Raw genomic sequence first — 21,485 nt, forward strand, 5'->3', positions numbered from 1 at the left:
AAATCTCACTATACAAAATAACCTTAATCCTCTCTTTTTGTTCTTTCTGTTTATGTACTTAAATTTAAAACTTTATTAATAAAAGCTAACTTAAGATATACCAACCGATAAGCCCAACTACCAAAACCCACAAAAAAACCTCTTTAAGTAAATCTTTTGATACTATTAAGTAAAACAAGATGTAAACAAAAAAAGTCGCAATAAACCCATCTTTCCACATATAAAAGCAAAACAAGTTAATGTTAGAAAAAAACGACATTAATATCCATTTTTAATTTCAGCCTAATTAAAAAAAATTGATAAATGTGACAAAAGTCACTTTTCAGTCCAAAAACCAATCGTACATTTGCGATAAGCAATATGAAAAGAAGTTTAGAATCTATAGCATACAAAGAAAATACCGAAGCCTTGGCAAAATTTGCTAAAGCCTTAGGTCACCCTACACGTATTGCCATTTTAAAACATCTTGAAAACCAATCCTGCTGTTTTACGGGCGATTTGGTAGATGTGTTTCCTTTGGCGCAATCTACTATTTCCCAACACCTTAAAGAATTAAAAAATGCGGGGTTAATTCAAGGCGAATTGAAACCACCAAAAATAAAATACTGTATTAATCAGGAAAACTGGAACATTGCAAAATCTCTATTTCAGCAATTTTTTGATTGATATTTTTTAATAATCACATCGTCTATTGGCGATAAACAAAACAAATATTATGAGTAAAGTAATTAAAATACTAGGAACAGGTTGCCCAAAATGTAAAACCATGACCGGAATTGTTAAAGAGGTCGTATCAGAAAACAACATAGATGCCACCGTTGAAAAAGTAGAGGACATTATGGAAATTATGAAATTTAACGTGATGACCACACCGGCATTGGTAATTGATGATATTATCACCATAAAAGGTAGAATCCCTTCAAAAGATGAAGTATTGGCGCTTTTAAAATAACCATGCCGTTTGTTTAAAAAGCATATTGAAAAATTTGGTGCCATTTACAATACCGTAAAATTATCATGCGCTATTTCTGGAACCATTAATACGATTGAAAATGTTTGATTGGATACAAAATTTAGCAGATTGGTTGGTATACGATGTTTTAAACTTAACCAAAGGCGTACATCTGGCAGAAGCCCTCAATTTTTTTATTTATGACTCTATAAAGATATTACTGTTACTCTTCGTCATAATCTTTTTTATGGGCATTGTAAACAGTTATTTTCCTATAGATAAAGTTAAAAATTACCTTTCAAGAAATAAATTGTACGGCTTGGAATACTTAATGGCGAGTCTTTTTGGTGTCGTAACGCCTTTTTGTTCTTGTTCTTCGGTGCCCTTGTTTATTGGGTTTGTTCGTGGCGGCATTCCTTTAGGGGTTACTTTTGCCTTTTTAATTACGTCGCCTTTGGTGAATGAAGTAGCCATCGGACTTTTTATTGGCTTATTCGGATTAAAAACTACCATTATTTATGTAGTTAGCGGCATTTTATTAGGTACTATTTCGGGCTTTATTCTTCAAAAATTAAAATTAGAAGCTTATTTAACACCTTGGGTGAAAGAGGTTTTGGCAAACGCCCAAAAAGAACAAGATATTTTTATTGCAGAAAAACAGAGCTTAAAACAACGATTATCAGTCATTTGGAGTGAAGTGTTAAACATACTAAAAGGTGTTATTCCTTATGTTTTAGTGGGAATTGCCATTGGTGGGTTGATGCATGGTTATATTCCGGAAGGTTTTTTTGAAAAATACATGGCAAAAGACAACCTTTTTGCCGTACCAATTGCTACTATTTTGGCTGTACCTATGTATTCAAACGCATCTGGCATCCTTCCAGTAGCGCAAGTTTTAGTAGCAAAAGGCATTCCAATAGGTACTGCCATCGCTTTTATGATGGGCGTTGTTGGTTTATCTCTACCGGAAGCCATGCTTTTAAAAAAGGTAATGACCTTTAAACTAATTGCCATCTTTTTTAGTGTTGTTACGCTATGCATTATCATTTCAGGGTATTTATTCAATATCATATTATAAACTATAAATCAATAAAAAAATGAGTAAAACAATTAAATTTATTACCGTATTAGCCATCGGCTTCATGCTAACGGCTTGCAATGGTCAAAGCAAAAGCAAAGACCAATCTCCTGCGCAATCCATTTCGAAAATTGAAGTTTTAGACTTCCACTCTACCCACAGATGTATGACGTGTAATGCTATTGAAGCCAATACAAAATATACATTGGACACCTATTTTTCAAAGGAATTGAAAGATAAAAAAATTACATTTCAAACTATAAATGTAGATGAAAAAAAGAACGAAAAAATAGCTGAAAAATTTGAAGCATCTGGTACTTCATTAATTTTAAATGTGATTAAAAACGGAAAAGAAAAACAAATAAATTTAACCGAATTTGCTTTTATGAATGGAAACGATCAAGATGTTTTTTCCAAAGAATTGAAAGACAAAATTAATACCGAATTAAAAACACTCTAAATGGATTTTTTACAATCACTTTTAGAAAATTACAATATTCCCATTTTATCGGCCTTTGTACTCGGACTAATGACTGCCATTAGTCCGTGCCCATTGGCAACCAATATTACAGCAACCGCATTTATCTCTAAAAATATTGCGAGCAAACGAAAAGTGTTTTTAAGTGGTTTATTGTATTCTTTAGGAAGAGGATTTAGTTATACAGCCATTGGTTTAATTTTATATTTTGGTGCTAGCAAGTTTCATATCGCTCGATTTTTTAACCAAAATGGCGAAAAATATTTAGGTCCTTTATTAATAATAATTGGTTTGATTATGCTAAACGTTATCAAACTTAACTTTTTAGGAACCTCGAATTTTCAAGAAAAACTATCCGATAAATTTAAAGATAAAGGTCTTTTAGGTTCTTTTTTAATTGGGGTTATTTTTGCTTTGGCTTTTTGTCCCTATAGTGGCGCCTTATTTTTTGGTATGTTAATTCCGATGACAATCGCATCATCAGAAGGACTTTATCTGCCCATAATATTCGCTTTTGGAACAGGATTACCTGTTATTTTGTTTACCTATTTACTAGCCTTTACAGCAGGAAAAGTGGGCGTTTTTTATAACAGAATTACAAAAATTGAAAAAACCATGCGATTAGTGGCCGGTGTTGTTTTTATTCTAACAGGATTGTACTATGTTTCCATTTTTTTAGGCGTATTGTAATGACCAAATTTAAAAACCAGAAACGTAGCCATCAAGTGAACTCTAAATGTTTATTTTCTTTTTTTCAGTATAGTTTAGTTTTCCTATACTGGTAAAAAATCAGCGATTATCTGTTAAATCAGCGGGAGACCAAATATAAGTGTATGGAAAATTTATCCCACAGATTTCGCGGATTTACACAGAATAAAAAATAATTTTTTTCTACGTTATAAAGAAATCACCATCAAACAATCAATTTATGTGTTTATGATACTTTGCGGACAATCAATCTTTCCTAAATCAAGATCTAAAGAATTACATGTCATTTTGTTTCAATAGTATTTTCCAAAAGCAAACCGCCTTTGTACATCCCTTTTAAAACGGGACGAATGGCTCTTCCCAATTCAGTTAAACTATATTCTACACGTGGTGGTACTTCAGGAAAAACCGTTCTTTTAACCAATCCATCTACTTCCAATTCTTTAAGTTGCTTGGTCATCATTCTTTCACTAATATCCGGCATAAGTTTTACCAATTCATTATATCGCTTATCACCTTGATACAGATGTAAAATAATGGTTCCTTTTCTTTTTCCTTTTATAGAATTGATAAAGGTATCAATTGGACAATAACTTTTTTTCATTTTTTTTCCTTTGGATGTGCAGGATATATTCAAAATAGCACAAAATGTTCGTTAGGGCAAAAATTGTAAGGTCTTGTATACCAACATATTTTCACCGAACTTTGTTGTAAAATTAAACAAAAGTTATAACATACTATCATGAAAACCGAATCAACATTTAAAGCATTTCGTGTAGAAGAACACGAAGGAACCTTTAATACCGCTATAAAAGACATGCCTTTTAAACCCTTAGAAACGGGCGATTTACTTATAAAAGTACATTATAGTTCCATAAACTATAAGGATGCGCTATCGGCAAGCGGAAATAAAGGAGTTACGCGACAATACCCACACACACCTGGCGTAGATGCCGTTGGAACTGTTGTTACTTCAAAATCAGATTTATTTAAAGCAGATGAAAAAGTGATTGTAACCAGTTACGATCTAGGTATGAATACCGATGGTGGCTTTGCCGAATATATTAAAGTACCTGCAGCTTGGGCCGTAAAATTACCCGAAAATCTTAGCATGAAAGAAGCCATGATATTGGGTACTGCAGGGTTAACAGCAGGTATGTCTGTATTACGCTTAACACAATTGGTTAAACCAAAAGATGGAACTATTATAGTATCTGGAGCTACGGGTGGTGTAGGTGCCTTAAGCGTATCTATACTTAGCAAATTAGGTTATGATGTAGCAGCTATTACAGGTAAAGAAACCGAAACCAATTACTTAACACATATGGGTGCAAAAAGCATTATAAAACGAAGCGATTTTGAAGCTTTAGATAACAAACCGCTTTTAAAACCACAATTTGCCGGTGGTATAGATACTGTGGGCGGTGTTATTCTTGAAAATATAATTAAAACAACTAACCATATGGGCGTGGTAACCAGTTGCGGTAATGTAGCGTCTCCAAAACTTAATTTAACCGTATTTCCATTTATATTACGAGGTGTTACTTTAGTTGGCATAGACTCTCAAAATTACCCGATGCATTTTAGAGAGGAAGTTTGGAATAAATTAGCATCCGATTGGAAACCGAGTACGCTATCTGAAACATGTAATGAAATAACATTAAACGAATTGGATAAAAATATGGCGCTCATTCTTAAAGGGCAATTAAAAGGGAGAACGGTTGTTGCTTTGTAAGCACAAAATTTCAACCACCTACAAAGGAATCCTTTAATTTTAAAGGGCACTAAAAAAGTAGCATAAATAATAAAAGCAGTAAAATATAGAGGTATCTTTATTTTTACTGCTTTTTTCGTATTTGATTATTAAAAATACAAATTATGCTAGCTTAAAAGAAAAACCTGCTTTTAAGTACTTACTAAATGATGGCAAATAATACTATATTTACTCAATAATTTATTTCAATTGAATTCAAAACTAATTGCAAACGGTATTTTAAGGGCAGTAGCTATTATTTTAGGCATTACTTTGCTGCTATGGTTTTTATACAAAATACAATCGGTTATTGGGTATATTGCTATTGCTGCCGTTATTTCTTTAATTGGCAGACCTGTTGTGTTGTTTTTAGAACGCCGCCTCAAGTTTAAAAACACCTTTGCTGTTATTGTTACCATGGTCATTCTTATAGGGTTATTTATTGGCCTATTGGCTTTGTTTATTCCTTTAATTATGAAACAAGGTCATAATTTATCGTTGTTAAATATCGAGGAACTTCAAAGTAACATGGAGTCTTTATATATTGAAATTACCGACTATTTCAATATGCATCAAATTGATTTAGAGCGATCTATAAAAGAATCCAACTTCCTTTCAAAAATAGATTATTCATTAATACCTAATTTTTTAAATTCGGTTGTTAGTGGTTTGGGAAGCTTTAGTATCGGTTTGTTTTCTGTATTATTTATTTCCTTTTTCTTTTTAAAAGACAGTCGTTTATTTGAAAGTGGCGTCCTTACTTTTATTCCTGAAAACAAAGAATCGGGATGGAAAAACTCTTCAACAAAAATAAAAGATTTACTTTCAAGGTACTTTGTTGGTCTTATTTTTCAAATACTAATCTTATTCATTATTTACACCATCGGGCTATTAATTTTAGATGTTGAAAACGCTATTGTTATTGCCTTTTTATGTGCTTTATTAAATCTTGTTCCCTATGTTGGCCCGCTAGTTGGAGGCTTTTTAATGTTAACACTTACCATGACAAGTAACCTTGGCGAAAGTTTTAGCGCCGTTATTTTGCCTAAAACATTTTGGGTGTTTATTGTATTCATTATCGGTCAATTGGTTGATAATTTTTTCAGCCAGCCCATCATATTTTCAAAAAGTGTGAAATCGCATCCGTTGGAAATATTTTTGGTCATTTTAATTACAGGTATTTTATTTGGTATTATTGGATTAATGCTTGCTGTACCAGCTTACACAGCTATTAAGGTTATTTTGAAAGAGTTTTTATCTGAAAATAAAATTGTAAAAAAACTGACTAAAAATTTATAAAAACCTTTTGAATACTTCTGTTTTAAATATTGAAATTCAAAAATTTATAGCTGAAAATTTAAATGCTAATATTGCTTCTTTGCTTTTAAAAGGAACCCACTTTGCCGATATTGAAACTAAAGCCATTATTGAACAAATTGAAGCTAAAAAACGTTGCGAAAAGAAACTGCCCACTTGGTTTGAAAGCGAAAATATTTATTACCCCAACAAATTAAACATTGAACAAACCTCGTCTGAACTAACGGCTGAATACAAATCGAGTTTAATGAATGGTGAAACTATCATCGATTTAACCGGTGGTTTTGGAGTCGATTGTTATTATTTTTCGAAAGTTTTTAAAACGGTTGAACACTGCGAAATTAACGAAGCACTTTCTAAAATAGTAACACACAATTACAAACAATTAGGAGTTCAAAATATAAAAACCCATGCTATTGACGGGATTAACTATTTAAAATCCAGTCACAAAAATTACGATTGGATTTATATAGACCCTTCCCGCAGACATGATAGTAAAGGAAAAGTCTTTTTTCTGAATGATTGCCTACCAAACGTACCAGAACATATCCATTTACTTTTTAATCACGCTAAAAATATTTTAATTAAAACATCGCCGCTGCTCGATTTTTCGGTTGGTATTAATGAATTAAAACATGTTAAAACCATACATGTAGTAGCTGTAAATAATGAAGTTAAAGAGTTATTATGGGTATTGGAAGCTGGATTTAACGATGCTATTTCCATAAAAACCATCAACCTTAAAAAAGACACCCATGATGTTTTTAATTTTTATTTGGAAGATGAAAAAAGTGCTACTTCAACCTATAGCGAACCACTCACCTATCTATACGAGCCTAATAGTGCTGTTTTAAAAGCTGGTGGATTCCATTCTGTTTCTAAGCAATTGAAGGTTTTTAAGCTTCACAAACATTCGCATTTATATACTAGTGATACTTTGCTGAATTTCCCCGGAAGGGTTTTTAAAATTGAACAAAGTATTCTTTATAACAAAAAGAATATAAAAAAACTAGGCATAAAAAAAGCTAATATTACCACCCGAAACTTTCCCGAAACGGTGGAACAATTGCGTAAAAAATTCAATATTAGGGATGGAGGCAACACCTATTTATTTTTCACGACTAATACGGAAAATAATACCTTGATACTTCTAACTACAAAGGTTGATTAATTATTTATACAATCTAATTTATCTATAAAAATAGTCTTGTAATCAATGTCTGTGATGGTAGTAGATAGCTTGGTTCCTTTTAAAAATATTGATTTTATTGGTGATGTTTTTAAGCTATTAATTTGAGATTTAGATAAAGTACCTTTAAAGCTAAAGTCGCCACAATCCATACCCCATGTATGATAAAAAGTGATGGTGCGATTATTATCCAGCCTTACTTTTACATACGACCTATTGCTTGGTAAGTAACTTGCACAGCCCAAATCTTTCTTTAAATTAAAAAAAATATTAACACTTTTACCTCTTTTAAACAACTCAACCGATAGCATATCATTAATATGATAAGGATCCGTTCTAACAATTTCAATTCTGTTAATGTCATCATATTCATTCATTGCATAATGACATGTGTTTCTAAATCTAATAAGTTCTAGCTGCTTTGCTTGTTCTCTTTCATCTGTAATTTGAAGAACAGCAACTTCTTTAACCTCTATTTTTTCCTTAGCTTTTTTAGCGTGTGCAATAGCTTCTTGTTTAATTAATTCAATACGTTCAGCCTTATAATCTCTAACAGTATCAGCTTGTTGTGCTTTTGCAATACGTTCTGCTTCCAACTTTCTTGTAGCAGCCTCTTGAGCTTTTTGTAATCGCTTATCTTCTTCTACTGATTTTGCTTTAGCAATTGCTTCCTGTTTTGCCTTATCTATACGTTCTGCTTCCAACTTTTTTATAGCAGCCTCTTGAGCTTTTTGTGTGCGTTTTTCTTCGGCTCTTACTTTGGCAATAGAATCTACCCGATTTTTCTCAAGAAGTTCTAATGCTTTTTGTCTTTTAAATTCCAATAATTTTAAGCGTTCCTTTTCTGCTTTAGCTTTCGAAATTGCTTCCTGTTGTTTCTTTTCAATACGAGCTGCTTCCACCTTTCTTGCAACTGCTTCCTGAATTTCTCGTATGCGTTTTTCTTCTTCTACTTTAGCTTTAACAATTGCTTCCTTTGTTTCTTTTTCAATACGCGCTGCTTCTAACTTTCTTGCAGTTTCTTGAGCTTCTTGTAAACGTTTTTCTTCTGCTCTTACTTTTGAAATAGAATCCAGCCTATTTTTTTCAATAAGTTCTAAGGCTCTTTGTTTTTCAATTTCTAATAATTTTAAACGTTCCTTTTCTGCTTCAGCTTCTTTTACAATTTCCTGTACCACTGCTTTTCGTTTTGTTTCTTCAGCAATAATCCGAAGTCTTTCGCTGTCTTGAAAATCGTAATATAAATCCATAATGGCTTCATTCAAATTCAAATATTGAGAATCCACAAAGCCCACAAAACTATTATACTTCACTTTATAAATTTCTTTTCCAAAATAACCCAGCACCATACAAGCATCACCCTCTTTAAATTCTGTTAAAGCACCCGATGTTTTATCAAAATTTTTATATAGCGTTCCGTCTAGTGAAAAATCACTAGCTAAGTTTGCTTCTTGAGAAGACACCTTAATTGATAAACTTAAAAAAATTAAGATTATGTACTTGACCATAATTATCCTTTTAAAGCATGCTTTGTTGAACAAAGTAACCTTTACGAATTCTAAGATATGAAAAACAAAAATCTATTTATAGCTTATTCATTAGTTTTTAAATTCACATTAAAAAATAACTACATATTTAAGTAATTATAACTTATATTTGTAGCACGATGGAAAATATTTCAAAAAATATAAAGCATTTAAGGAAGCTAAAAAACCTATCTCAAGAAGTTCTTGCTAAGGAACTAAAAGCAACGCGCTCTAGAATTGGATCTTATGAAGAAGGACGCTCTGCTCCTACAATTGAGTTTCTAATAAATTTATCTGATTATTTTAAAATACCTATTGATATTTTAGTTAGAAAAGACTTGACCAAAGCCAAAGATTTCTCATTCATTGAGTTAAATAATCAACGTGTTTTATTTCCTATTATGGTTGATAACGACCATGATAATTTAATTGAAGTAGTCCCCGTAAAAGCATCTGCTGGTTATTTAGCAGGTTATGATGATCCTGAATATATCGAGCAATTGCAAAAAATTAAACTGCCATTTTTACCCACAGGAAAACACCGTGCGTTTCCCATTAAAGGTGATTCAATGCTACCAATGAAAGATGGCTCGTTTGTAATTGGGCGTTTTGTTGAAGATAGAAGCGACATAAAAACCGGAAAAACCTATGTTTTAGTGACCTTAAACGATGGTATGGTTTATAAAAGGGTTATGAATAATATTGATTTTAACAACTCCTTATTGTTAATGTCTGATAACAAAAAATATAACGATTACAGCGTTTCCATTGAAGAAGTATTGGAACTTTGGGAATTTACATGTAGTATAAACACCCAAGAGTATAGCGAAGAAGAACTGAAATTAAGTAGCATTATAAACATGTTTAACGAGCTTGGTGTGGAATTAAAATCTTTAGAAAAATTAATGTGATGGTTTATACAGTCATTGATGTTGAAACCACGGGAACTGGAAATAAGATCACCGAAATATCTATTTTTAAGTATGAAGACGATGTTTTGATTGATGAATTTACATCGCTTGTAAATCCTGAAATCCCTATTCCAGATTATATAACAGCTTTAACAGGTATTGATGATTATATGGTAGCCAAAGCACCTACATTTTCTGAAATTGCTGAACAAATTTTAGCCATCACCCAAGGTGCTGTTTTTATTGCCCATAGTGTCAATTTTGATTATAATGTCATTCGAAATGAGTTTAAAGCTATTGGCATCCATTTTAATAGAAAGAAACTTTGCACCGTTAGGCTTTCTCGAAAATTATTACCTGGTTATAAATCGTATAGCTTAGGAAAATTATGCGACCAATTAGATATTCCTATCAATGGAAGACATCGAGCCAGAGGTGATGCTGAAGCCACCGTTACACTATTTAAAATTATATTAAACCAACCAAATGCCCAAGATGTTATTCAGTCTTTTTTTAAGAAAGAATCGAAAGAAGCGACACTGCCATCGCATTTAAACCATGATACTTTTAACCAGCTTCCCAATACTACGGGTATTTATTATTTTAAAGATAAAAAAGGGACTATTATTTATGTTGGAAAAGCGAAAGACATAAAAAAGCGGGTGTTGAGTCATTTCTATAGTAAAACAGAAAAGGAGTTAAACTTATCGAGAGAAACAGCCGATGTAGATTTTGAACTCTCTGGCAGTGAAACTATTGCTTTACTTATGGAAGATGCCGCCATAAAGCATCATTTCCCAAAATACAATCAAGCTGCAAAACGGATACCTAAAGCCTATGCTCTATTTAATTATAAAGACAGAAAAGGGATTATCCATTTAGCCTACAATGTGCTAAAAGCAACACCACAGCCCATACAAATATTTTATAGTATTCAAGAATGTCGCCATTACTTAGAAATTCTGTGTAAACAATTTAATTTATGCCCAAAATACTGCCATTTACAAGAAGGTGTTACACAATGTTCGCATTATGAAATTAAAACCTGCAAAGGTATTTGTAGAGAAACTGAATCTATCGCCTTATATAATATTCGGGTGAATCAAGCCATTGCGTATTTTAAAAACATTTCGAAAGATGTTGTCTTAAAACAACAAGGAAGACACGAAAACGAAGAAGCTTTTATTATGATTGAAAATAGCTGCTATCGTGGGTATGGCTTTGTTGATAGAGAAGAACAAATTACCACCAAAGAAGATTTGGAACGGTTTTTAATTCCTCAAAAGGATAATGTAGATATCCAACGGGTTTTACAAAAAATACTATTAGAATAAACCTGTTGAAATTTTATTTTGTTTACCAATTTTTTTTCAAACTCAAAATCTACATACCATTTAATTGATTAAGAAGTGTTCTATAATCGTTATTATTCGGATATAATTCAATTAAACGAATGGCTATATTTTTTGCTTTTTCTTTTTCATTATTTTTTGAATACAAATAGGCTAATATATATAATAAGCTTTCGTTTTGAGGTGCTTTTTTTAATCCTTTAACAGCAATGTCTTCAGCTTTTTTAAAGTCCCCTACTTTATCATATAATAAACTCAAGTTGTAATAAGACCTCGTGTTTTCTGGCATGTACTTAATGGCCAAATTTAATTGTGCAATAGCATCTTCGGTTCTATTTAACTCTGCTAACAATAATGCGTAAGAATAATAGGTTTCTCCATATGCTGGTTCTTGTTTAATTATTGTTTTAAAAGCGGCTTCTGCTTTATTAAAATCTTTGTTTCTGTAATATAAATTAGCCAAATTTGTTCTAACAATATTATTTATATTATCAATTTCCAAAGCACTTTCATACCCTTTAATGGCAGCTTCCAAATTGCCTTTTTTCAAATTATAATCTGCTTTTTTTATTCTCCCGCCAACAAAATCTGATGTTGATTTTAAGTTTGTTTCAAACTCCGTTTTTACTATTTTATAAACTTCTTTGTATTCTTTTGGTATATCATTTTCACTTAAAGCACCAATAGCAAAAAAAGCTTTTACTCTAACTGCTCGCTTTTCATCTTTGAGTAATGGTAAAAAATAATTTACATAATCGTTAGTATGCATGGTACCAAGAGCATCTAAAGTTGCGGCTTTTACCAAAGGCGATTCGTCTTTCAAAAACTTCAACATATCATCTATGGTATTTGAATTAACATAATTGCTTATGCCTTTTATTGCAGATGCTCTTGCTATTTCTGGATACGACGTATCGTGCGCCAGTTTAAATAAATCTTGTAATCCGTGTTCACTACCCGTTAATCCTGGAGCTAGCAAATCGGAAAAATGATTTTCCTTTGGTTCGCCATAATGTTTTTTGAAATTCTCTAATGCCCATTCATTACTTTTATCGGTATGGCATCCTGTACAGGCGTTTGGTGTACCATATTTTATACTTAAATCTGGTCTTGGAATTCTAAAACTATGGTCGCGCCTAAAATCGTTACCCATATAATATCTTCCCGTCATGTGGCAATTTATACATTGTGAACTTTCTGTATTGATTGGGTGAAAATGGTGCTTAGGTGTATCGTAATTAGCGGGCACATGACATTGAAGACACAAAGCGTTACCATCAAACTTAAGCTTTGTAGAGTGCGGATTATGGCAACTGGTACAAGTAACATTATTATGGTACATTTTACTTTGTACAAATGAGCCATAAACATAATCTTCATCTAAAATTTGTCCGTCTGGATAGTAAGTATTTTGAACAATTAATTGCGGAAAATAATGATCTAGCATAGTACCTTCAAAATTATAATGCTCTGAAATTTGCTCACGTCTCATGTGGCATCTAGCACAATCATCAACCAACTGTTTTGGGTCTGTAGCATGAGTCATTTTCAAATCATTAGTAAATTTGTAATTATCACCAAGCTTTGTTGCCTGTTCAACATGGTCTTTACCAGGACCATGGCATGCTTCGCAACTCACATTAATTAGAGCATATTTGGTATCATAACTATGTGTTTTTTGGTCGTAATTCTTTCTAACGTTTGTTGAATGGCAATCAGAACACATGGTATTCCAGTTTAAACCACCTCTAGACCAATGTAACCACTCAGAATGTACAACCTTAAAATCTGGATATAAATCAAACCACTTGTTTTTTTCGGTATCCCAAGCTGTTCTTAAACATTGAAAATGACCATTTGGGAATTTAACTATGTACTGTTGTAAAGGTGTTATCCCAAAAGTGTAAACTATTTTATAATCGTGATAATCGCCATCAGGCCCTTCGGTATTCACATAAAAATCTGAATCTTTTTTATAAAAACGAGACGTAACACCCTGACTTGTAAATTTTATATCATTGAAATTTCCTAAAATGGTAGAATCGTTTGCAATTTCCATGGCTTTATCATGGTGAGATCCCTGCCAATCCTTAAATTCTCCTTCATGACATTTTTTACAAGCCTCATCACCTAAAAAGTGGTTATCAGGTATCAGTTTAGTTGATACAAAAATAGCCTTATCATGTTCTGTAACAGACACATAATCTGATTTTTTTTTACAAGAACTATATATAAGAGCTATCAATATGAATACAATAAATTTGCACCGTGGTAAAAAACAATTCATCTGTTTTATATATTCAGAAGTTAAAGAAAATATGTTTGATTATATAAAATCATTCATCTTGTAATTATGCAACCAAAAATAACCACTTTATAAGTGTTATCAAAAGGTTATATCATATTATTTAATGCTTAAATGAAGATTTAAAAACCTTATAAAACAAAAAAGCCTCACTAAAATAGTGAAGCTTATTGTGAGCCCGACAGGATTCGAACCTGTGACCGCCTCCTTAGAAGGGAGGTGCTCTATCCAGCTGAGCTACGAGCCCTCAACACGATTAACAAAATATTTTTGTTTTCCGGTGTGCAAATATAAAATTAACTATATATCTAGCAAAGATAAAGTTGATATTTTTATCATTGTGCTCTATTTTTTTATTAGCAGGTTAATATTCACCTAAATACTCTTATTAATATATTAAATTCGTCGGTATTTTCATTATAAGTCAATATCTTTAGCGTTCAAAATCATCTTGAAATGATTAAAGAATTAAAAGAAAATTATGGCTACCTGTTTGAAGATAGCCTGTTAATGGAAATAAACAGTGTTGGAACTTTTAAGGAAATGCCTGAAGGTTTCCAGCTCATTGATATTGGCGATTATATAAAATCGATGCCTTTATTAATTAGTGGTGCGATAAAAATAATGCGCGAAGATAATAAGGGCGATGAACTTTTACTCTATTTTATAGAACGTGGCGACACGTGTGCCATGACTTTATCCTGCTGTATGGGGCAGAAAAAAAGTGAAATTAGGGCTATAACCGAAACCCCTACCAAACTTATTATGATTCCTGTTGAAAAAATGAGCGAATGGATGGGAAAATATAAAAGTTGGCAAAATTTTATTCTCCAAAGTTACCATGATAGAATGACCGAACTTTTAGAAGCCATTGATACGATTGCTTTTTTAAAAATGGAAGATCGTATTTTTAAGTACCTTAGGGATAAAGCTATGGTTAACCATAACGAAGTTATTCTTGTAACGCATCAACAAATTGCTTTCGATTTGCATACGTCTAGAGTCGTTATTTCTAGGTTATTAAAAAGCTTAGAAATTGAGGGTAAAATTCAACTTTTCAGAAATAGCATCAAAATCTTAGACCTTTAAAAGTATGTAACTTATGTTACTGTTTTTAACTTATAAGTAGTATAGTTTTGAAACTTAAAATATAACTATGTCTGTTATAGATTTTTTAGGTTTTTTAGGAGCATTCATAATTGGTACGGTACTCGGGCTTATAGGTGGCGGTGGCTCCATATTAACAGTGCCCCTTTTAGTTTATCTTTTAGGTTACAATCCCGTTGTGGCAACCGCCTATTCTCTTTTTGTAGTGGGTACGTCTTCCATTTTTGGCGTATATAAAAAACATAAAAAAAAGTTAGTAGACTTTAAAACCGGGTTAGCATTTTCTTTTCCTTCTTTTTTGGCTGTTTATTTTACAAGACGGTATTTGGTTCCAAATATTCCAGAAGAAGTTTTCAATTTAAACGGCTATATTATTACCAAAGAAATAGCCATCATGGTATTTTTTGCTATTGTAATGCTAGCGGCATCAACTTCCATGATAAAAGAAAAAAAGAATACAACCCAAACTTTTATAAAACAAGTTTATTATAAAACATTTATACAAGGTTTGGTAATCGGTGTTATTACTGGGTTAATTGGTGCTGGCGGAGGCTTTTTGTACGTACCCGCGTTAGTGCTTTGGGCTGGTTTATCAATGAAGAATGCCGTGGGTACTTCGCTGGTTATTATAGCCATAAATTCCATTATAGGTTTTTTAGGAGATTTACACGCCTTAAATACAGACTGGGTATTCCTATTAACATTCTCAGGATTAACCATTTTAGGTGTGTTTTTAGGAGATTATCTATCTAAATACATTTCAAACAAAAAACTAAAAAAAGGATTTGGATGGTTTATAATGGTCATGGCCATTTATATCATGATTAAGGAATTTACCCAGGGCTAAAAACCGTAACTTTTATTACTATTAAGGTTTTATTAATATTTTATTTTTACAATTAACAAACTATTTTGACTATGAAGATTGAACAAATATATACAGGCTGTTTAGCTCAAGGGGCTTATTACATTGAAAGTAATGGTGAGGTTGCTATAATCGATCCATTAAGAGAGGTAACACCATATACAAACAAAGCTGAACACAATGGCGCAAAAATTAAATATATTTTTGAAACGCACTTCCATGCCGATTTTGTAAGTGGCCATGTAACCCTATCTAAGTTAACAGGAGCTCCAATAGTTTATGGCCCAAGTGCAAGCCCAAGTTTTGATGCTATTATAGCCAAAGATGGACAAGTTTTTAAGTTAGGAAACATAACCATTACTGCCTTACACACACCGGGCCACACTATGGAAAGTACCACCTATCTTTTAAAAGATGAAAACGGAAACGACCATGCCATATTTAGTGGAGATACCTTGTTTTTAGGTGATGTGGGTAGACCAGATTTAGCACAAAAGGCTGCAAACATGACCAAAGAAGATTTAGCGGGCTTACTTTTTGATAGCTTAAGAAACAAAATTATGCCTTTAGGAGATGCTGTTATAGTTTATCCCGCCCATGGTGCAGGTTCTGCATGCGGAAAAAACCTAAGTAAACAAACTATCGGGACTATTGGCGAACAGAAGAAAACAAATTACGCATTGCGCGCTAACATGACCAAAGCTGAATTTATAAAAGAAGTGACCGATGGTTTATTACCGCCACCACTATATTTCCCTTTAAATGTAAAAATGAATAAAGAAGGTTATGAAGATGTTGAAGATGTCATAGAACGTGGCACCACACCTTTAGCACCGCTGCAATTTGAGCGTATTGCAACCGAAACAGGCGCCATAGTTTTAGATGTACGCCATCAAGATGATTTTGCAAAAGGACACATTCCTAGATCTATTTTTATAGGTATTGAAGGCAATTTTGCCCCTTGGGTTGGCGCATTGATTGCCGATGTAGAACAGCCTATTTTATTAGTAACTCCAGAAGGTAAGGAAGAAGAAACCATCATCCGATTATCGCGTGTTGGTTTTGATAAAACCTTGGGGTATTTAAAAGGTGGTTTTGAAGCTTGGAAACATGCTGGGTTGGAATATGACACCATTACATCTATTTCTGCTTCAGAATTAGAACAGGCTTTAGAAAAAGAAAATGTTCCCATTTATGATGTTCGAAAAGATGGTGAATTTAAATCGGAACATGTTAAAAATGCACACCACACTTCTTTAGATTATTTAAATGAACACCTTAACGAATTTCCTGAAGACAAACCTTTTTACCTACATTGTGCAGGTGGTTACCGATCTATAATTGCGGCCTCTATTTTAAAAAGCAGAGGTATTCATAACTTAATTGATATTAAAGGTGGATTTGATGCCATTAAAGAAACCAATATTCCAGTAACAGATTACATATGTCCAACAACATTATAGTTTTTTCCGTTTTTTTCCTTCTTTTTGGGTGTCAAGTTAATAACAGGCATGTTAAGATATTACCACCAGAAATGTTCAAAAATCAAATCACAGATCCTTCAGTACAACTCATTGATGTAAGAACGGCTAATGAATTTAAATCTGGACACATTAAATCCGCCACAAACATTGATTATTATTCAAGTAATTTCAGTAATCAAATGAGTAAATTGAACAAAGAAAAACCTGTTTATATTTATTGTAGAAGTGGAAACAGAAGCATCAAAGCCGCTAACCTATTAGCTAAATTGGGTTTTACCGAAATTTACGATTTAGAAGGAGGCTTTCTAAATTGGGAAAATAATGAATAAGAATAGGCTTTTTAACTGTATATAGTTATAGCTTGTTTTTATAAATTTACTATAATCTTATATTTAAATGAAGGAGATAACATTTGTTAATTAACAATTGTAACAATTTAAGTAATTTTGGTCTGTCTTAACAGACTCTTTCCCAATGAGTGGAATTAATAGCGCTAAAAGCATTCTTTTGTTAAGAATGCTTTTTTTTATGATAGAATATAGTTTTTTCTACCATAAGTATTAATTCCTTAATCTTTTTTTCAGCTGATATTCATACAATGAAGGTATATCTTCCATAGGTGTATTAGTAAATTCAATATGAGCCTCAGGTTTGTAAGAAATAGAAACTTCTTGATTTCCGCTTACACCAATTAATCGCGCAAAGGGACCATCTTCTACCCCATTTAAAATAATAGGCTTATTAACATCTATACTTCCCAAAAAGTTTACTTTAATATTCCAAAATGTATTGTATGCCCCATGAGAAGGTTTCCAATAACCTGCACCTCCTCCATAAAACAAAGGGTAGCTCCTATCTTCATTTGGCGTTAAATGAACTTTAACATTATCAAAAAGATTTTGGTGATTTGCTCCAGAATGTTGATCAAAATAAGGTGCTACAAATACTTCGCAGTTTAAATAAACACACTTTGTAGTGAGCGTGTTTATGCTCAAGGAATGTACGGCTTCATTATAAACATTAATATTTTCGGCCAAAACATTGTAAGCTCCAGATAATGCTACAGTGTAATGCGCTATTTTGCTACCTGTAGTTGTAATATTTTTAATTGTAACGTTGGCTATTTCTTCACTTAAAACACCACTGTCTGCATTATCAATAGCTACGTTTTTAACCCAACCATTATACAAACGTGTTAAATAAATACCATTGTAACCTTGTTCCAAATGATGAGCGATTCTAGCGGAATGAGGAAAAGTTATTTTAAAATGCTCCATCCCTACTTCTTCAAGATGCTTCCACTCTACCAATTGCGCTTCATAATTTGGCAGAATATCCATTGTTAAAGGAGCATTTATGGTAATGGTATTACCCGAAATAGCAATAATGGTAACTTGTTGTTTTACTAATGGTAAGTTTGGAAAATTCCAATGATGCGATCCAATTTTGGGTACCAGATTTTTGTATAAATCTTCAATAATCTTCCCTTTCTCACCTTCTTTATTGAAAAGTTGCAATTCTACAACATCTCCTATTTTTAAATTTTTTATTTCTGAAGCTTTAAATTTAAATTCACCACGCTTTCCATTTGAAATTTTAGCAAGTACGTTGTATGGTTTTTCATAGGTTTCAAGATAGGACTTTACGCGTTCACCAGGCACTCTTGTCCAAATAAAACCTCCTGCCCAAGTGTATAGTGAAAATGGTAAATCAACATTATTTTCCTTTTCTATCTGGCGTTTATCAAATTTTATCATGTACTCTCTAAGTTCTTGTAAATCTTCTGGATCTTTACAGTACATTAGGGGTCGCTGACAATAAATTTCTGTACCATTCTCTCCAGTACCAGTACCTCGCAAAACAAAATGACTCCGCTCTAAATAGAGAATATCACTCAATATAATACGTCCCGCAGGTAATTGCAAAACAACATTACCTTGAAATTTTGACGCTTCGGCAATAGCTTTCTTTAGGGATTGGGTATCATCAAGTAAATCATCGGCAATTACGCCGTAATCGGATGCATTAAAAATTCTTCCCTGACTAATCGGTATATCAACTTCACCATTTCTATAGCCTGCAAAACTAAAATCTGGTAAATAATTGGCATCATTAATCACCTTATTCTGAAGTATTTTAGGTAATTCTTGTGCTAAAATTGTAGCATTGTTGCAAATAAGTAATAAAAGTAATGTAACTATTGAATTAAAAGTAGAATAAGAATAATTCATTATAATTTGTTTTTTTAACTTCTAACAAAATAAGCTAATTATTGCTTATTAAAAATAAATTACAAATAAAAAATGCTGATAAACAAATTACCAGCATTTTTTATATTAGAAAAACTTAATGTTAGATTCCTAAAGCTTGTCCACCACCAATTTGGATAGTTTCAGCTGTAATAAAAGAAGCATCTTTACTAGCTAAGAAAGAAACAACACCAGCAACTTCTTCTGGCTGACCTAATCTACCTAATAAAACACTATTTGCCCAAGAAGCAAAAACTTCTGGTTTAGACGCTTTAATTTGTGCGTGGAAAGGCGTATCAATAGTACCAGGAGATACTGCATTTACTCTAATTCCATATTCAGCTAAGTCTTTAGCTAAAGCTCTCGTGATAGATTGTACTCCCCCTTTAGATACTGCATAGATTCCAGCTCCAGGTCCTGCACCATTCCAAGCTGCATTAGACGTATAGTTAATTATGCTAGGGTTATCACTTTTCTTAAGGAAAGGAATAGCTGCTCTTGATGCAAAAAATACCGAATCTAAGTTTAAAGCCATAACAAATCTGTATTGTTCAGTTGTCATTTCTTCAAATCTAGCTCTAACACCAATACCGCCAGTGTTGTTTACAAGAACATCAATTTTCCCGTATTTTTCACCAATTTTAGTAATGTTTTCTGTTACTGCTTCGTCTTTTGTCATATCAAATCCATAATATTCAGCAGGGATATCCAATGCCGCAAGCTCTTTTACTCTTTGTGCGCCTACTTCATCTTCGATACCGTTTAGTACTACTGTGTATCCGTCTTTACCTAATCTTTTTGCTACTTCGAAACCTATTCCACCTGTTGCTCCGGTAATAACTGCTACTTTTCCTTTTGAATTACTCATATTCTTAAATTTTGATTTATTAATTTTTATTTACTCTACTAATTTTAATTATTCTACTGACTCTATATTTTTTGCGAAATAGTAAATGGCTCCAACTCCTAATGGTACAAATACTGCAATAATGACAAATATTGGTGTATAAGAGAAATTTTTAACGATTATTGGAACTAAAAAGTTCATAATAATTACGGAGAATACACCAATCATACCTCCTAATCCAGCTAATGATCCTACAGATTTTCCACTAAAAAAGTCACTTGGTAATGTTTGTACGTTACTGATTGCAAATTGGAACCCGAATAGTACAAAAAATACGATAGCCACAAATTTTTCGGCTGTATCCCCAAAAAGAACGGTTGCTATAAGACCTAATAACATAATGATTCCTCCAATAAGAATAGTTGTTTTTCTTCCTTTATCTATCGAGTTTGTTTTGGCAATAATTTTTCCTGAAACATAACCTCCAACTATACTACCTATAGCAGCACCTACATAAGGTACCCATAAAAACAGTCCAACTTCTTTTACATCAAACTTATATACATCAAATAAATAAATTGGCATCCAACCAACAAATACCCACCATATAGGTTCTAAAAAGAATCTACCAATAACAACAGCCCAAGATTCTTTGTATGAAAGAATTTCAGTCAATGATTTTCCTTTAGTATCTGCTGTGGCATTTTGATCTGCTTGACTTTGACCTTCTACAATATATTTTTGTTCTTCTTCAGTTATCCAAGGGTGTTTTTTTGGACCCGCTTTGTTAATTAGCAACCAAGGAATAATCCAAACAATTCCAAAAGAACCCACAACCATAAAAGTAATTCTCCAGCCATAAGCCACAAACAATGCAGCAATAAATGGAGGGGCAATTACCGAACCTATAGAAGCTCCAGCATTAAATAATCCTTGTGCAATAGCTCGTTCTTTAATAGGAAACCACTCGGCATTACTTTTAACACCACCCGGCCAGTTACCAGCTTCAGATAATCCTAAAGTCGTTCTAAAAAAGGCTAGTGAAAAGAACCCTCTTACCGTTGAGTGTAAAAATGAAGATAATCCCCATACACCAATACTAATTACATAGCCTATTCTTGTTCCCACTTTATCAAACAATTTTCCTGAAAATAATTGTCCTAAAGCATAAGCTACCATAAAAATGTTTAAAATGTAACTATAATGTTCTTTTGTTAACCCTAAAGATTGCGAAATTGAACCTTCAACGTCCTCACTTCCCCACATTATGGCCAGGGCGCTCCGATCTATATAATTTATGACCGTGGCCAAAAATATTAATCCGATAATAAACCAACGTAATCCTTTTACTTTCATATTTATTT

General features: G+C 32.6%; 20 protein-coding genes and 1 tRNA gene. 14 read left to right on the forward strand and 7 right to left on the reverse strand.

Annotated elements, in window-relative coordinates:
- Positions 1-360 precede the first annotated feature (360 nt).
- The 5 genes from EV196_RS18335 (at position 361) to EV196_RS18360 (ending at position 3,198) form a co-directional block, all read left to right on the forward strand.
- Positions 361-666, forward strand: coding sequence for an ArsR/SmtB family transcription factor (locus EV196_RS18335; RefSeq protein WP_132219241.1), 306 nt, complete (start codon positions 361-363; stop codon positions 664-666).
- 49 nt (positions 667-715) lie between these two features.
- Complete coding sequence (locus EV196_RS18340; protein ID WP_132219242.1) at positions 716-952, forward strand: thioredoxin family protein; 237 nt, start codon at positions 716-718, stop codon at positions 950-952.
- A 100-nt stretch (positions 953-1,052) separates the two neighbouring features.
- Complete coding sequence (locus EV196_RS18350; RefSeq protein ID WP_132219243.1) at positions 1,053-2,030, forward strand: permease; 978 nt, start codon at positions 1,053-1,055, stop codon at positions 2,028-2,030.
- Between the two features lie 19 nt (positions 2,031-2,049).
- Positions 2,050-2,490: a nitrophenyl compound nitroreductase subunit ArsF family protein gene (locus tag EV196_RS18355; protein WP_132219244.1), complete on the forward strand. Its 441-nt coding sequence runs from the start codon at positions 2,050-2,052 to the stop codon at positions 2,488-2,490.
- Entirely contained in the window at positions 2,491-3,198 is a 708-nt protein-coding gene (locus EV196_RS18360; protein ID WP_132219245.1) for an aromatic aminobenezylarsenical efflux permease ArsG family transporter, read from the forward strand.
- A gap of 301 nt (positions 3,199-3,499) precedes the next feature.
- Here the strand turns inward: EV196_RS18360 and EV196_RS18365 are convergent, their stop codons facing one another.
- Positions 3,500-3,820 carry a winged helix-turn-helix transcriptional regulator gene (locus EV196_RS18365; protein WP_132219246.1) on the reverse strand — a complete coding sequence of 107 codons (321 nt, stop codon included), beginning with the start codon at positions 3,818-3,820 and terminating at the stop codon, positions 3,500-3,502.
- A 138-nt stretch (positions 3,821-3,958) separates the two neighbouring features.
- On the opposite strand from EV196_RS18365, the gene EV196_RS18370 reads away from it, so the two are divergent.
- The 3 genes from EV196_RS18370 to EV196_RS18380 all read left to right on the forward strand — a co-directional run bounded on the left by EV196_RS18370 (position 3,959) and on the right by EV196_RS18380 (position 7,457).
- Positions 3,959-4,951: a YhdH/YhfP family quinone oxidoreductase gene (locus EV196_RS18370; RefSeq protein ID WP_132219247.1), complete on the forward strand. Its 993-nt coding sequence runs from the start codon at positions 3,959-3,961 to the stop codon at positions 4,949-4,951.
- A 228-nt stretch (positions 4,952-5,179) separates the two neighbouring features.
- A complete protein-coding gene (locus EV196_RS18375; protein WP_132219248.1) occupies positions 5,180-6,268 on the forward strand; it encodes an AI-2E family transporter in 1,089 nt (362 codons plus the stop codon).
- Between the two features lie 7 nt (positions 6,269-6,275).
- Complete coding sequence (locus EV196_RS18380; protein WP_132219249.1) at positions 6,276-7,457, forward strand: THUMP-like domain-containing protein; 1,182 nt, start codon at positions 6,276-6,278, stop codon at positions 7,455-7,457.
- Here EV196_RS18380 and EV196_RS18385 read toward each other — a convergent pair.
- Positions 7,454-8,983, reverse strand: coding sequence for a coiled-coil domain-containing protein (locus EV196_RS18385; protein ID WP_132219250.1), 1,530 nt, complete (start codon positions 8,981-8,983; stop codon positions 7,454-7,456). The two genes, EV196_RS18380 and EV196_RS18385, sit on opposite strands and share 4 nt — an antisense overlap.
- 158 nt (positions 8,984-9,141) lie before the next feature.
- Between EV196_RS18385 and EV196_RS18390 the strand changes: the two genes are divergently transcribed.
- Positions 9,142-9,912 (forward strand): XRE family transcriptional regulator, encoded by a 771-nt coding sequence (locus EV196_RS18390; RefSeq protein WP_132219251.1) that lies wholly within the window; start codon positions 9,142-9,144, stop codon positions 9,910-9,912.
- The gene (locus tag EV196_RS18395; protein ID WP_132219252.1) at positions 9,912-11,246 is read left to right on the forward strand and encodes an exonuclease domain-containing protein; all 1,335 of its coding nucleotides are present in this window, start codon (positions 9,912-9,914) and stop codon (positions 11,244-11,246) included. The genes EV196_RS18390 and EV196_RS18395 overlap by 1 nt, the downstream gene beginning before the upstream one ends.
- Positions 11,247-11,295: 49 nt before the next feature.
- On the opposite strand, the gene EV196_RS18400 is transcribed toward EV196_RS18395, so the two are convergent.
- Together EV196_RS18400 and EV196_RS18405 are read right to left on the reverse strand one after the other, a co-directional pair.
- On the reverse strand, positions 11,296-13,464 hold the full coding sequence (locus EV196_RS18400) for a tetratricopeptide repeat protein (RefSeq protein WP_243652283.1): 2,169 nt from the start codon (positions 13,462-13,464) through the stop codon (positions 11,296-11,298).
- A 278-nt stretch (positions 13,465-13,742) separates the two neighbouring features.
- Positions 13,743-13,816, reverse strand: a tRNA-Arg gene (locus EV196_RS18405).
- Positions 13,817-14,025: 209 nt separating this feature from the next.
- On the opposite strand from EV196_RS18405, the gene EV196_RS18410 reads away from it, so the two are divergent.
- The 4 genes from EV196_RS18410 (at position 14,026) to EV196_RS18425 (ending at position 17,354) form a co-directional block, all read left to right on the forward strand.
- Positions 14,026-14,658, forward strand: a complete 633-nt coding sequence (locus EV196_RS18410) for a Crp/Fnr family transcriptional regulator (protein WP_132219254.1) — start codon at positions 14,026-14,028, stop codon at positions 14,656-14,658.
- A 67-nt stretch (positions 14,659-14,725) separates the two neighbouring features.
- Positions 14,726-15,523 carry a sulfite exporter TauE/SafE family protein gene (locus EV196_RS18415; protein ID WP_132219255.1) on the forward strand — a complete coding sequence of 266 codons (798 nt, stop codon included), beginning with the start codon at positions 14,726-14,728 and terminating at the stop codon, positions 15,521-15,523.
- A gap of 71 nt (positions 15,524-15,594) precedes the next feature.
- Complete coding sequence (locus EV196_RS18420; RefSeq protein WP_132219256.1) at positions 15,595-17,004, forward strand: MBL fold metallo-hydrolase; 1,410 nt, start codon at positions 15,595-15,597, stop codon at positions 17,002-17,004.
- Between the two features lie 71 nt (positions 17,005-17,075).
- Complete coding sequence (locus tag EV196_RS18425) at positions 17,076-17,354, forward strand: rhodanese-like domain-containing protein (protein ID WP_243652284.1); 279 nt, start codon at positions 17,076-17,078, stop codon at positions 17,352-17,354.
- 231 nt (positions 17,355-17,585) lie between these two features.
- Here the strand turns inward: EV196_RS18425 and EV196_RS18430 are convergent, their stop codons facing one another.
- The 3 genes from EV196_RS18430 to EV196_RS18440 form a co-directional block, all read right to left on the reverse strand.
- Positions 17,586-19,256 carry a hypothetical protein gene (locus EV196_RS18430; protein ID WP_243652285.1) on the reverse strand — a complete coding sequence of 557 codons (1,671 nt, stop codon included), beginning with the start codon at positions 19,254-19,256 and terminating at the stop codon, positions 17,586-17,588.
- Between the two features lie 121 nt (positions 19,257-19,377).
- Positions 19,378-20,142 carry an SDR family NAD(P)-dependent oxidoreductase gene (locus EV196_RS18435; RefSeq protein WP_132219258.1) on the reverse strand — a complete coding sequence of 255 codons (765 nt, stop codon included), beginning with the start codon at positions 20,140-20,142 and terminating at the stop codon, positions 19,378-19,380.
- A 48-nt stretch (positions 20,143-20,190) separates the two neighbouring features.
- Positions 20,191-21,477 (reverse strand): MFS transporter, encoded by a 1,287-nt coding sequence (locus EV196_RS18440; protein WP_132219259.1) that lies wholly within the window; start codon positions 21,475-21,477, stop codon positions 20,191-20,193.
- Positions 21,478-21,485: the final 8 nt, after the last annotated feature.

This window comes from Mariniflexile fucanivorans, from assembly GCF_004341235.1.
GTDB classification, from domain to species: domain Bacteria; phylum Bacteroidota; class Bacteroidia; order Flavobacteriales; family Flavobacteriaceae; genus Mariniflexile; species Mariniflexile fucanivorans.